The organism is Pyrobaculum sp. (assembly GCF_049971835.1).
Taxonomy (GTDB): Archaea; Thermoproteota; Thermoprotei; order Thermoproteales; family Thermoproteaceae; genus Pyrobaculum.
This window is the reverse complement of sequence record NZ_JBMFKV010000045.1, coordinates 1-13,203: the sequence shown is the minus strand read 5'-3', so window position 1 is coordinate 13,203 and position 13,203 is coordinate 1. Positions and strand designations below refer to the sequence as shown.

Annotated in this window: 14 protein-coding genes; 3 read left to right on the top strand and 11 right to left on the bottom strand. The window is 58.7% G+C overall.

All coding sequences use genetic code 11. From position 1 onward, the window contains the following. Both ACP5J3_RS05695 and ACP5J3_RS05690 read right to left on the bottom strand, forming a co-directional pair. Positions 1-1,623, bottom strand: a 1,623-nt coding sequence (locus ACP5J3_RS05695; RefSeq protein ID WP_428494787.1) for a CBS domain-containing protein, incomplete at its 3' end; no start/stop codon positions are given. A 29-nt stretch (positions 1,624-1,652) separates the two neighbouring features. Continuing rightward, the gene (locus ACP5J3_RS05690) at positions 1,653-2,888 is read right to left on the bottom strand and encodes a hypothetical protein (RefSeq protein WP_428494786.1); all 1,236 of its coding nucleotides are present in this window, start codon (positions 2,886-2,888) and stop codon (positions 1,653-1,655) included. Between ACP5J3_RS05690 and ACP5J3_RS05685 the strand changes: the two genes are divergently transcribed. Beyond that, positions 2,889-4,094: a redox-regulated ATPase YchF gene (locus ACP5J3_RS05685; RefSeq protein WP_428494785.1), complete on the top strand. Its 1,206-nt coding sequence runs from the start codon at positions 2,889-2,891 to the stop codon at positions 4,092-4,094. On the opposite strand, the gene ACP5J3_RS05680 is transcribed toward ACP5J3_RS05685, so the two are convergent. The 5 genes from ACP5J3_RS05680 to ACP5J3_RS05660 all read right to left on the bottom strand — a co-directional run bounded on the left by ACP5J3_RS05680 (position 4,087) and on the right by ACP5J3_RS05660 (position 6,588). Further along, positions 4,087-4,575 (bottom strand): sigma factor-like helix-turn-helix DNA-binding protein, encoded by a 489-nt coding sequence (locus ACP5J3_RS05680; RefSeq protein ID WP_428494784.1) that lies wholly within the window; start codon positions 4,573-4,575, stop codon positions 4,087-4,089. The two genes, ACP5J3_RS05685 and ACP5J3_RS05680, sit on opposite strands and share 8 nt — an antisense overlap. A gap of 21 nt (positions 4,576-4,596) precedes the next feature. Then, positions 4,597-5,013, bottom strand: a complete 417-nt coding sequence (locus ACP5J3_RS05675) for an HIT family protein (protein ID WP_263244175.1) — start codon at positions 5,011-5,013, stop codon at positions 4,597-4,599. A 128-nt stretch (positions 5,014-5,141) separates the two neighbouring features. Then, entirely contained in the window at positions 5,142-5,795 is a 654-nt protein-coding gene (gene pyrH / locus ACP5J3_RS05670) for a UMP kinase (RefSeq protein WP_428494783.1), read from the bottom strand. Then, positions 5,779-6,300 carry a hypothetical protein gene (locus ACP5J3_RS05665; RefSeq protein ID WP_428494782.1) on the bottom strand — a complete coding sequence of 174 codons (522 nt, stop codon included), beginning with the start codon at positions 6,298-6,300 and terminating at the stop codon, positions 5,779-5,781. Before ACP5J3_RS05665 ends, pyrH begins: the two co-directional genes overlap by 17 nt. 111 nt (positions 6,301-6,411) lie before the next feature. After that, complete coding sequence (locus ACP5J3_RS05660) at positions 6,412-6,588, bottom strand: hypothetical protein (protein ID WP_428494781.1); 177 nt, start codon at positions 6,586-6,588, stop codon at positions 6,412-6,414. Between the two features lie 94 nt (positions 6,589-6,682). Here ACP5J3_RS05660 and ACP5J3_RS05655 point away from each other — a divergent pair, with 94 nt between their 5' ends. Further along, positions 6,683-7,165, top strand: coding sequence for a hypothetical protein (locus ACP5J3_RS05655; protein WP_428494780.1), 483 nt, complete (start codon positions 6,683-6,685; stop codon positions 7,163-7,165). Continuing rightward, positions 7,162-7,956 (top strand): lysostaphin resistance A-like protein, encoded by a 795-nt coding sequence (locus ACP5J3_RS05650; RefSeq protein ID WP_428494779.1) that lies wholly within the window; start codon positions 7,162-7,164, stop codon positions 7,954-7,956. The genes ACP5J3_RS05655 and ACP5J3_RS05650 overlap by 4 nt, the downstream gene beginning before the upstream one ends. Here the strand turns inward: ACP5J3_RS05650 and serS are convergent. The 4 genes from serS to ACP5J3_RS05630 form a co-directional block, all read right to left on the bottom strand. Continuing rightward, positions 7,925-9,280: a serine--tRNA ligase gene (gene serS, locus ACP5J3_RS05645; protein WP_428494778.1), complete on the bottom strand. Its 1,356-nt coding sequence runs from the start codon at positions 9,278-9,280 to the stop codon at positions 7,925-7,927. The two genes, ACP5J3_RS05650 and serS, sit on opposite strands and share 32 nt — an antisense overlap. 31 nt (positions 9,281-9,311) lie before the next feature. Continuing rightward, the gene (locus ACP5J3_RS05640; RefSeq protein WP_263244163.1) at positions 9,312-9,578 is read right to left on the bottom strand and encodes a hypothetical protein; all 267 of its coding nucleotides are present in this window, start codon (positions 9,576-9,578) and stop codon (positions 9,312-9,314) included. Positions 9,579-9,611: 33 nt separating this feature from the next. Further along, a complete protein-coding gene (locus tag ACP5J3_RS05635) occupies positions 9,612-10,088 on the bottom strand; it encodes a hypothetical protein (protein ID WP_263244161.1) in 477 nt (158 codons plus the stop codon). Between the two features lie 69 nt (positions 10,089-10,157). Then, positions 10,158-13,203, bottom strand: a 3,046-nt coding sequence (locus ACP5J3_RS05630) for an LAGLIDADG family homing endonuclease (protein WP_428494777.1), incomplete at its 5' end; no start/stop codon positions are given.

Sequence of the window (13,203 nt, the reverse complement as noted above, 5' to 3'; positions counted from 1 at the left end):
AGGCCTCAGCGTGAGGTCGTCTACCGCGACGACGCCTTTTATGTCGCCGCCCTCCTTCACCACCACGCCGTCTAGCTCGTAGGCGTTTATCCTCTTCACCACAGAGGAGAGGCTACTGAACAGCTCCGCCGAGGCTACGTCAGCAGGCGTCATTAACTCGCCTACCTTTACACTCCTCCCCCTCTCTTTAAAGGCCTTTAACAACTCGTCCTTCGTGACGACCCCCACCGGGGTGTTGCTCGCGTCTGTTATGACTACGTAGTCGGTGCCGGCGGCCAACATTTTGTAGGCTATCTCCTCCACCGTGGCGTCGGGACCCGCCGTCGGGTACTCTGTCTTCATCACGTCGCCAGCCGTGCCCTCCTCGACCACGATCTTAGCCCGCTCCCCCGGCATAACCTGCTCCTTCACCACCAGTAACTTGCCCTTCTGCCTCCTCCAGTACCCCATGGATTTCTCCGCTATGTACGCTACGAAGTCCCTCCTCGTGACGAACCCAACCACCCTGCCGTCGTCGTCCACCACAGCTAAAATACCGGCCCCCGTGCGTAGAAACATCTTACGCACACTGGAGAGGGTGTCTCTCAGGTTGATCGACGGGACGTCTGTGAGCATGACGTCCCGCGCCCTGAGGCCGGTCACGTGTTTAGAAGGCCTTAGCCTAATCACCTCCTCCACAGGCGGCTTCGCCACAGCCACCTCCACCGCCTTCCTCACCTCCACATCCTCCCGGCCCTCCTTCGGCCCGTATAGGTAGGCGTGGACGACGTCCCACGCAGATATTGCACCAATCGCCCTGCCCTCTCTATCCACCACAGGCACGAGGTAGAGCCCGGTGGTGGCCATGTACCTAGCCACCTCCTCCACCGGAGTGTCGGGAGCCGCCACCGCGACGCCTCTGAACATCAGCCTCCACACCCTGGCGACGCCCGCGCGTCTGCCCTCGCCCCTCGCAACCCTGGTGCCGAAGAGGGGGCGCGGCTCCCCAGCCCCCTTGAACCACCTACGCGACTTTATTAAATCCCACACTGTGAGAACCCCGGCGACGCCCCCCTCTCTGTTAAGGACGACGTAGCCGTCCACCTCGCCGCCCACCAGCTTCTTAAATACCCTAGATAACCTCTCAATGGCTTTGACAAAGCCCACCCGGGACTTCTCCTCCCTCGCCGGGGTGTACACGGCGGCCACGGACTTGGCCTTAGGCTCCCTCAGCAACAGCGCTGAGAGTAGGCCTCTGAGCGTGACCACCCCCACGTACCTCCCCTCTTCATCCACCACCACGGCTCCCCACTTCGCCTCGCTTGTCAAAATCTCCAATACGTTGTCTATTCTCCAGCTCTCCTTGACAAAGATAGGTGGGTTTACAAACTCGCCTATTTTCGCATCCAGCTTCCTACTCTTAATCAACAGACCTGTGTGGGGGTAGACGACGCCAGCCACCTCTTCAGAGAATACGGACTTAAACACGGGGACTACGTCCACGGGGAACTTCCTGAGATGCGACACCAGAGTTTCGAGCGTGGTGTTTACGGTCACCCTAAATGGGGGGTGCTCCAGCACATCTCTAACAAACTGAGGCGACGGCTTCTCCACCAGTTTTTCCAACTCCTCTTTCCTCAGCACATATATAAGTATGTAGCGATTTATAAAAATTATATCTCGCCGCCATAGAGGCGGCCCTCCACGTACAATATGAACCTCCCAGCCCCCACCTCTACCTCCCCCTCCGGTAGCTTCACCGAGGCAGGGCCCGCCACCAGAAACCTATTCACGGGCCTGCTTGACGTCAGTAGTGTAACGACGCCCAGCCCCTCCGCGAGCCTCGCCACCTCCTCGCTGTCGGTCAACACAGGCACCTTCTTAACATATGCATACAGCAACGACTCAAACACCCCCGCCCTGCCGTCTAAACTGCTCTTCACAACGCCCGACGGCTCCTCTCCGCCATCCCAGAGCTCCGCCAGCGGCTTAAGCCACGGATAACGCTGGGACCACATAACCACCTCGTCTCTAGACCCCCGCCTCAGCAACTCTTTCAAAAGCTCCCGCTCCTCGCCGCCCAGTCTAAACACGGAACAGTACAGCTCGGCCGCAACTTCGGGGTCAACTTTTGACACAGAGATTAGGCGGGTCCTCCTGGCCTGTACGCCTTCGGCGAGCACAACCACGGCCTCGAAGTATCTAGCCGCGATTTTTAAAACGGCGTCGAGGGGGGCCGCCACATGCACAACGTTCTTAAAATCCTCCCGAGAGGGCTCGGGGAGGTAGGTGTCGACGGGGCCCACCCCGCTCCTAAAGGCGGACTCCGCCACGGCGAAGCACGCCAAGTAGAGACATCTGGCGTATCTGCCGCCTATCCTAAGCCACACGTCGGCTAAATCTGACCCGCCCCTGGCGTATCCACAGACGGCGCCGAGCCGGGGGGAGTAGGCCAAATCCCCTGTTGGTGCCGCCGCCGCCTTGACGCATATGTACCCACATGCCTCGGCCCTGTGGGCGTAGTAAGCCGCGGCCGTAGCCGCAACGATTAGCAGAGGCTTCAGCGGGACCTCAGCTGAGAGGCCCGCCGTCAAAACAGCTACGAATCTTGCGAGGCGCGGCGTCAGCGGCGCCGCGTAGAGGGCCAGGCCCCCCAGCGCCAGAAGCACCGCCTTCGCGGCCCCCGTGTAGGGCGAGGCGACGGCGGCCGCCAGACCCAGAGCCGAGATCGCCGGCGTATACACCTCGCAACCCAGCAACCTCCTCCACAGCGCCACGTACACCGCGAGGTGCCTCCTCGCCAGCCAGACGAAGAGGGCCGCCAAGCCGAGCGCCGGATTCACCAAAAGCAGGAGGAGGAGCGCCGCCGCCGCGGCGATGCGTATTAATAAGGCACCTGTTACATACACGTGGTCACACAGACGAGGGTACAAATAGGTATCGTGGGGAAGCCCAACGCAGGTAAGTCGACGTTCTTCGCCGCGGCGACTATGAAAGACGTAAAGATCTCCCCCACCCCCTTCACCACCATCGACCCCAACGTGGGCGTCGGCTACGTGAGGATAGACGATTGCCCATGTAGAAGTGTGAAGTGCAACCCCCGTAGCTACACGGTGGCGGAGGGCGTGTGCTACGCGCCTGTGGAGCTTATAGACGTTGCCGGGCTCGTCCCCGGCGCCTGGCAGGGCAGGGGCCTCGGCAACCAGTTTCTAGACCACCTACGGAGGGCCCCGGCGCTTATACACGTGGTAGACGCCTCGGGATCCACCGACGAGGAGGGCCGCCTGGTGAAGCCCGGCACGCACGACCCGGTTAGAGACGTGGAGTTTTTGGAAAGGGAGGTGGATATGTGGATGGCGTCGATAGTGAGGAGGGACTGGGACAAGGTGGTTAGGCTCGTGGAGTTCAGCAAGCGGAATATCGCGGAGGTCCTGCTGGAGAGGCTGGCGGGACTGGGCATGAGCCGGGGGAGCGTAGAGAAGGCGCTTGAGGAGTCCGGGCTGGCTAAGAAGCCCCCCAGCAGGTGGGAGGATGCCGATTTCTACAAATTTGCCCACCTAGCCAGGTCTTTCAGCAAGCCCATAGTCATAGCGGCTAACAAAGTTGACCTCCCCGAGGGGGAGGAGGGCTACAAGAGGCTGAAAAAGGCGTACCCCAACAGAGTGATAATCCCCACGTCCGCGGAGGCGGAGCTGGCGTTGCGGAGGGCGGCGGCTAAGGGATTGGTTAAGTACAAGCCCGGCGACGGGCACTTCGAGGTCACGGGGCAGGTGACGCCTCAGCAAAAAGCCGTGTTGGAGAGGATCGCGGATCTCCTCAAGAAATGGGGAGGCACCGGCGTGGTGCAGGCAGTGAACGCCGCCGTGTTCAACGCCCTTCAGTACGTCGCCGTCTACCCGGTGGAGGACGAGAGGAGGCTCAGCGACAAGGAGGGCAACGTCTTGCCCGACCTGCTACTGGTGCCCCGCACCTACACCGCCAGAGACGTGGCCTACGCGATCCACACAGAGCTAGGAGAGAGATTCGTCGCGGCGCTCGACGCCAGGAGCGGGCGCAGGCTCGCCTCAGACGAGCCAGTCACCCACGGGCTCATCATAAAGATAGTGGCTAGGTAGCCGTCTTGTTGCGGAGGAGCGATATCCAAACATTTCTTTTCAACGCGTCGGGGAGGTGCCCATTCCCCCCGTGCCCATCTGCCTCGGATCTGCCGGAGCCGGGCGGCGCGGGCTCCGCCACGGCACGCCTCTCCACGCGCACCCCCTTGAGGAGTGAGATTATCTCATCTAGTTTTCTCAACACGGCGTCGTAAGAGTCGTGCACAAGAACGGCTCTGCTCGCCGACAGGGAGATCTGTAGCTGAAGCTGGGCGCTCGGGTAGACGTATACAAGCGTGTTGAACGTGTAGTACTGAGGCGCGTACCGAGGCGCCGCCTCCACCCGCACCTCGGCCAGCTCCATCGCCCTCCTAGCCTTTGACAAGGCTTTATACACCGTGTTTATCGAAATGCCGAGGCTCTCAGCTATCTCCCTCGGCCTCATACCCCTCGAGTAGAGCTCAGCCACTCTCCTCTCTGTCTCTGTGAGTCTCACCGACATAACCAGCGCCGGCCCTATTAACTACCTCCTGAAATATTCTGGTAATACGCCCTTAAGCTTCTCGACGACCTCCCTAGCGGTCTCCTCTCTTATCTCCTCCTTGCCATGCCAGAGCAACTGGCCGCCCCACCTAGGTATCACGTGTATATGGAGGTGGAACACCACCTGCCCCGCGCTACGCCCCGCGTTGGTCACCACGTTGACCCCCTGCGCCCCAAGCCCGGCCCAGGCCTTGGCAAGCCTCGTGGCTATTTCAAAGCCGCGCGCCGACAGTTCAGCTGGGGCGTCTATGATGTTGGTAAAGTGCCTCTTGGAAACCACGAGGAGGTGGCCGTAGGACGCCGGGTACTTGTCAAGAATCACAACAAAATCCTCGTCTTCGTACACCCTCCAGGCAGGCGCCTCGCCTCTAACTATCTTACAAAATATACAGTCCATCGACGGCTGGTAGTAAAGCATTTATATCTATGACTACCTACACAACGGGTGGGGGGCTTGGAGCGGCCCATAAGGGCCCCCGTGAACCAGCCCCCTGCCGCGGGGTTGCACACCCACAATTCCCGTAGTCAGCAAGTAATTCTACTTCCGGGGTTTTCGCCCCTGGCTATCGCCTCTATGTGGTCAGGCCGCCGCCCGTCGAATATATAGGTGGTTATGCAGTTGCGCCGCAGTATCGAGAGGCTCCACACGTCCATAAGCTCGTAGCCGCCGGGGAGGGCGGAGGAGTGCAATATTTTTTCAAACTCGTCGTACCTCAGCTCAGGCATCCTCTCGGCGTTTGGATTTCTCCGGGGGTCGTCGCTGTAAACCGCGTCGATGTTAGCGGCGTTTAGCAACACAGGAGAGCCAACGGCCTCGGCCACCAGCGCCGCCACCGTCGCCGTGGACTGCCCCGGCTGGAAGCCTCCCGCCACTACCACCCTGTGGCCGCCCCACGCCGCGAGAAACTCCTCGAGGTTAGCCGGGACGCGGGGGTACGCGTCTCTAAGCAACGAGATTAGGAGAAGGGCGTTGAGTCTGCTGGCGTAGATGCCCAGCAGGTCTTGGAAAGTGTTAGAGGCGCCGCCTCTCCTCGCCACGGCGATGTACCTTCTCGCCAGCTCCCCGCCCCCGGCCACCACCCCTATTTTGCCAGGTAGCTTATTTATAACAGAGGCGTATCTCAGCACGAGCTCCTCATCGTCGAAAATCCGGCCGGACAGCTTAATTACCAGCGCCATGCCCCGAGAGATATGTCTTGACGCCCCTCACCACCCCCTCCACCACGTGGCCGGGAGCCTCGCCGAAATCCACCTGCGGCACCTCGCCGCTACACAGCTTCTTAAACTTGTCGAAATTCCTCTGCGCCACCTCTATAAGGTACCTATCCTCGTACTTGTAGAGAGCCTCTATCAAAGCCCCCTCGGAACAGTCGCTGTTCAGCCAGGCGGCCCTAGACTTGGCCTTAGAAAGCTCCGTGAGCAACGTGTCTACGTCGACCTCTCTGCCGTACAGCGACGCCTTCACCTCCCTCCTCCCCAGAAACTTCTTCTGCACCTTCACCACCACCGGGCCGAATTCCCCCCCGCGGCCCTCGGAGACCGCCCGCGTCACCTCGTCCGCGACCTTCGCCAGCTCCAAATCTCGCGAATGCGCCTCCCTCAACCTTTCACACTCGCAGAGCCGCCTCACGAAGTCCACAAAAGCCTCGGCGATTATACCCACAACTACGTCCTGAGCCGACACAGCCCCAAGACGCCACCCAGTTATATACATTAAACCTTATAAAAAACAGCCCCCGAATGGGCGGTGACGACTCCAGGCTAGCCGAGCCGTGACGAGGGATCTAAACGCCGACTATCCCCATCGCGCCACTGCAAATACAAGGCCCATAACAGTGCCCATCAAAACCGCCATCAAAGCAATGTACCTCATACCGAGCGTAGGCATGTAGAGATGCTTATACACAGTTAACATCAAAAACGTCCAGACGACGCCAGCCACCACCCCCATTACAACACCTAGCCACTCCACACACCTTTACCTCCATCAACTTATAATAATTCCGGCCCTCTCCCCACTTCGCATATTCTCAAGGCTTATATATAATATAACTCATTAAATACGTATGTATAAGGACAGGAGACGTTGCTACTTTCTTAATCTCACACTATTAACAGCTATTATAGTAGTTGCTACAACCGCCATAGTAATTATGTACATCACGGGGCCTGAAAACCCCCTTAAGCCAGTGGTAGTAATGATACTAATAGCCGCTTTATCTCTAGTAGTTTACTGGATTCCAGTAGAGGCGGCTGTATTAAACAACGCCGTTGTGCTTAGAGGCGTCCTGAGGCGTAAGGTAGTGGAGGGCGACGTGGTAGAGACGTACACACACGACGAGGTGGTGAGATATCTCAGCTTCGTGCCCATAGGGAACAGGGTGTCCCTCCGTTGCTTCTTCTGGGGGGTAGCTGGTAGCTTCCAGAGGCGCAACGGCGAGTGGGTAGGCGTCGACGTCTTCGCAGGCCGCAACTGCGGCGACAGGTGGCTCCTAGTGAAGATAAAGGGGAGGGAGAAATACCTCCTTGTCTGTGTAGACAAGACATGAGGCTGTTCCTCGCCACAGCCTTTGCGCTGGGCTGGCTCTTCCAGTACCTAGCCCTGTACAACCCCCTCTGGCTCGTCGCCGCCATGTGGACGCCCGCGCTGGGGGCCATCCTGGAGATGAAGAAAAAAGGCTCTCTAAGGCCGAGGCCTCTACGCTCTGAGTTAGGTAGCCTCGTAAGGATCTACCGCGCCACAGCCCCCGCGGCGGCGTGGCTACTCTTAATGTGTGGAGTTGCCTACTTCCTCATCGGCCTCCAGCCGCTCGACTTGGAAAAGGCGCTCCAGGGGCGGATCCCGCTGTGGTGGTATCTAGCCACCACGGCGTTTATGGCCCCCCTAGCGCCTGTAATAAACGCCTTTCTTGCCACCTTCGGGGAGGAGCTGGGGTGGAGAGGCTACCTACTGCCGAGGCTCGCCTCTAGGTACGGATGGGGAGGGGCCTCGGTCGTCGTAGGCCTCGTCTGGGGGCTGTGGCACACCCCCGCCATTTTGCTACTAGGCCATAACTACGGCAAGACGTGGTGCCTCCCGTGCCTAGCCCTCTTCGTCCTCTTGACCATACCCATGAGCTTCATACACACCTGGGCCTACCTCAAATACGGCGTGTGGGGCGCCGCATTTCTCCACGGCGCGGTAAACGGCTGGGCTGGCATCTACGTACTGCTCTACTCCCAGACCATCGGCGATTTGCTGTGGGGCCTAGCGGGGATCTACGGCGCCGCTACTCTGTCGATAGTCGCCGCCGTCTTCTGGATAGGCCTCAAGGGCTCCTTGCCCCCTTCGGGAGGATGAAGTCCTTGGGGGCCGTCTTTATGGGCTCTAGGTAGGGCCTCAGCGCCTTTGGTATCTCCACCGCGCCGTCCTCCCGCTGGTAGTTCTCCAATATAGCCGTGATGGTCCTGGTGGTGGCAAGTCCTGTGCAGTTAAGCGTATGCACGTACTCCCGCCTCATGCCCTTCCTGGTGACTCTAATACCGAGGCGGTAGGACTGCCAGTCCGTCACGTTTGAACAACTGGCCAACTCTCTGTACATCCCCTGGGCGGGGTACCACACCTCTATGTCGTATTTCTTCGCGGCCGGGGCGCCGAGGTCGTGGGCGCAGATATTCACCACTCTGTAGGGCAGGCCGAGCCCCCTTATTAACTCCTCGGTGTTCTTGGTTATCTCCTCGTGCCACTTCCACGAGTCCTCTGGCAGGGAGAATACGAACTGCTCCACTTTGTGGAATATGTGGACTCTAAATATGCCCTTTATGTCCCTACTCCCGGCCCCTGCCTCCTTCCTAAAGCACGGCGACCACCCGACGTAGAGCTGGGGTAGCTCCTCCTCCACGAGGTCGCGTTTGTAGAGGTAGGCAGCAATTCCGTGCTCCGCCGTCGCTATTAGGTAGAGGTCCTCCCCCTCTATCTTGTAGATGGCGTCTTTGAAGGTGTCGAAATCCAGCACCCTTCTGATTAGGTCTAGCTTCAGCATATACGGCGGGATCACCAGCCTAAACCCCTTCTGGGTTAGGTAATCCATGGCGTACATGGCCAGGGCGAAGTCGAGCCACACCAAGTCGTCAAAGAGGTAGTAGAAGCGGCTGCCAGCCACCTCCCCAGCCTTCAACGTGTCGACCATCTTCAAAACGGCCTCGGCCATATCGGCGTGGCCTACTGGGGCTCTTTCCACCACCACGTAGTCGACGCCCTTGTCGAGCGGAGTCGACGCGTCTTTAACCAACTTCACCACCCCCCAGTGCCTCACCGGCACGGAGTCTACGCCCTCGGGGCAGACCGGCACGGACTCGTGTATTAGGTTGGGGAAGCTCCACAGCAACTCCTCCCTCTCCCGCTCGGCCTCTTCAAGCTCCTTTTCCATCTTTTCGAGCTTGGCCGCCAGCTCCCTGGCCTTCTCTACTATTTCCTTCCTCTTCTCAGGTGGGGCCTTGGCGCCTTCCCTCGACAGCTTGTTGTACTCGTGCCGGGCCTCGTCTACCTCTTTCTTCAGCCGCCTCCACCTCTCGTCTAAGTGGAGAAACTTATCCACCAGGGAGGGGTCCATCCTGCGGGCTGTTAAGACTCTACGCACCACGTCGGGGCTCGACCTAAGGGCCTCCAGTACGCTGTAGGACATGGACATGTGGCTACCCTATCTATTAAATTTTTTACCTACCGACTAGAGATCTGAGGAGTATCAAAACCCTGGAGAGCTCCTCGCCGCTTAGGACGCGGAAGACCAGGAGGGGCACCGCGTAGTTGGGGTGCCAGAACTCCACATAGGTGACGTCTGTAAAAGCCACCACGTGTATAAAGTACTCCCTATCCCCCGCCGCGAGTCTATAGATGTAGCGCCGCCCCCTCTCGAAGCGCAGTACGTCTACCAGTTCGTACGGCTCCCTCTCGAATTCTCTAATCAGCAGAACAGCCTCCACGGATGTACGCACGCACTGCTTTATATCTTAAACTCAGATAGTCTCCACCCCGTCCTCGCCGTCGCCCTCCTCAACTATGCTTAGATACACGGCGCGGGCCAGCCTTCTCCCCTCGGGCACCACGCTACCGAGATACACCAACGCGGCGAGTCCCAGCAGGGCCAGGGAGAGGGCCAGCGTGCTGTCGAACCTCAGCTGGCTCAGCACAAAGGGGGTGAGCACAGCCCTCAGGTGGCCTAGCTTGACCATGGCGGCCACCAGCGAGGAGAGCAACGCCAGCGAGAGGCCCACGGTTATTATCCACCTCCCGTCGCTTCTATTCCTCAAGGCGTTTGAAACATTTACAACTATGTAGGGGACCGTCGAGATGAAGGTCATGACGTAGACCCCCACGAGGAGCGGGTAGACGTCCAGCAACCCGCCCCACCAGACGTTGAACAGTGTATACAACACACTAAAAATAACGAAGACGAGGCCTACTCTGACAGAGCGTGTAATTATATCGAGCATGTATGTCTAATGGCGGCGGCTTATAACACCAATATACAAACCCGGGAAAGGCGGCCTACGTTGACGCCGCTATCCACAGTCGCCCGTCTTGCAGTAGGGGTCCTTCCCCTCCTCCAGCGCCTTGAGCTTAGCCGCCTCGGCGGCCTCCTCTATGGAGGCCTCCAGGGCGATGGGCCTCAGCACCACCTTAGTCTCGGCGAGCTTCTTCTTTATCTCCTGCTTCAAGCCGGTGTATATCACCTGGACAGACTTCGACTTGTCTCTGTACACGGTTATGCCCTTGACGCCGAGGGCCCACGCCAGGGCGAAGGCCCAGTAGACGTCCTCCTTGGGGGCGTTGGCAGGCATGTTTATAGTCTTGGAGATGCCTTGGTCGACCCACTGCTGGGCGCTGGCCTGCATGAGGACGTGCCACAGCCACCCGATCTCCATAGCCGTGGCGAGTAGGTGCTTAGCCTCCTCGGGCACGGGGGCGTCCCTCAGCATGCCGGTCTCCTCGACGGCCTTCCTCACCTGGGGCGTCCAGAGGCCCCTGGCCCTCAGCCACTCGATGCCGGGCTCGTAGTACTCCACCAGGGTGCCCACCGTGACGTTTCTGAGGAACGCCAGGGCGAAGACGGGCTCCACGCCGCTTGTGGTGCCCGCCAATATGCTGGTCCTGCCTGTGGGGGCTATGGAGAGCACCACCGAGTTCCTCACGCCGCCCCTCACCCTCTCCCTCAGCCTCTCTAGGTAGGGGGCCAGCCACCGCCTCGTCTTCATGGTTATGTCGCGGAGGCGGTCCCCGGCCTCCCTGAGCTCGGGCGGGTAGACGTGCTTCACCCGCTCCCACCGAGACCAGACGAAGTCTTGGAACTTGAGCACCGGTATCTCCCCCCTGGCGTACGCCGACTTTTCGAAGTATTTGAAGGGCCCCCTCTCCCTGGCCAGCTCCGCGGACTCGTCCAGCGCGTTTACATATATCCAGCCCATGATCCTGTTTATCAGCTCCACCGCCTCCCACGAGGCGTAGGGTATCCCCAGCTTTATGAGGACCTCGGCGAAGCCCATAATGCCCAGCCCGTTCTTCCTAGTGGCGGCGTTCATCTCGTCAATCACCTTTATGCCAGTTCTGCTCCTCTCTATGGCGTCTTCCAGAAACCTGGTGCCCACCCTAGCCGCCTGCGCCAGCCCCTCCCAGTCGATACAGCCCAGCTTCTCTTCAAAAGTCCCCCCGCCGCAACCATCTTTTACAAACTTTACAAGATTTATGTGGGTAAGATTACATACTTCGAACGGATTTTGAATTGTCTCGGCGCAGTTGTGGCTTACAATTCCCTCGGCGATGTAGCGGTGGTGTTGGGGCACTCCGAAGTCGTACACCACCTCCCTCCCTACATACTCCACCTTCTCTACGGTGGCAAACGGCTTCTCCCGCTTACACTTCTTTGTGCTGACCTTTGCCAGCTTGCGCGGCGTCAGCCCTATCTTCTCCACGAACCTACACCTCGACTCGTTTTTGATTACCAACTCGTTGTACTGGCCAGAGCTTCTGTACTCCCTCACATCGCCGCTCTTAGTAACGTAAGTGAACCCGCTCTGCGAGCGCTTGCGTGTGTATATGACCGAATATATTCCGAACAGCAACAATAGTTGTTGCACATCTCTGAGCAACTGCAGAGACTGGGAAGTAAGTCTTATGGCGCTGTCGGCGTCAATTGTGCCATCTGCGTCGAATATGCCTCTGAGAAACGCCTTGATGATCTTCGGCTTGCTTCTAAAGATAATCTCCGGTACTCTCCTCTCACCGCTCTTGGCGTGTATCAACTCAGGGACTAGTGAGGCGAAGGCTCTCGCCAATGTGCCAGTTATTTCTAACTTGATTTCGCTCTTCATTTCACTGAGGCTGTAGCTGAGGTCGGAGCCGTACTCCGCCTTCAACATATCGACTAGGCTAACCGCGTCGTCCAGCTCGTCCTTGCCGAAGTATATAAATATGTGGGCCCTGTTGTGCCTATCTACGGTTATAGAGCCGTCTCCTACCACTCGGCCTAGCATGTAGGCAACGGACAAGGGCATTGTGTCCTCGCCTATGTCCTCGTTCTCAATATCCACAGGAGCTATCACTAACAGATCGCCTGACCTCAATTGATCCACACGCCTCCACTCAAACCCGCTTGGTCTGTCTCTACTTCCCCTCGCCACTAGCAGGCGGTGATCCGGCGTAGCCTTTATCTCGAAGCCCTCCTTAGTCACAACTCTGTAGACATCTTTCGTCCCCACCTTTATTACGCCAGACTTAACAACATCATACCTCACTTGAGTTCTCCCATCCGCGGTGACCACCACATGAGGAACCACGACCTCCGCGGCGAACCCTCTGGGATCTCCGTCCTCCTCAACCCCCTCGGTAATCAACGCGAGCTCTCCCTTCTCCTTAGCCCTTCTGTACACCTCCGATATATTGAGGTAACCCTCCTTAGTTAACACTTTCGTATCGCCCGTGACACATGGGTTAACAGATCTCCAGATGTATGTAAAGCGGTAGCTTGACACTTCTATCTCCTCGCCGAGTAGCGGGTTGGAGGCGTTGAGATTTGACTTGAATATGAGCCCGGGGTCGCCGGAGTCCCACGCGCCTTCTGCTATCTCGCGGAAAAGCTGCCTCGCGTCCACCTCGCCCCATGCGGCTTCTCTGGGCGCCTCCGCCTCTCTGTGTATGTCTACATACTCCACCGCCTTCCTCCCCGTCTTGTCGTGGTAGACCCGTGGGTTTATCAGCGGGTACCTCGGGTCTTTGTCTATGCCTAGGGCCTTCTCCATGAAGCTGTCGTCTACGAAGACTGATATGTTGAAGTTCTGGAGGTGGGCGTCTTTCAACTCACCTGTCTTAGCCTTGATGAATTTGCGGACGTCTGGGTGCCAGACGTGGAGGGTGCCCATCTGCGCTCCGCGGCGCTTGCCCCCCTGCTTGATCACGTCCACGTTTGCGTCGAAGAGCTTCATGAAGCTGATGGGGCCCGACGCGACGCCTACGCTACCCCTGACCACGTCTCCCTCGGGGCGGAGTAGGGAGAAGTCGTAGCCGATGCCGCCGCCCAGTTGCTGTATTATGCCGGAGTAGGCCAGGGCGTCG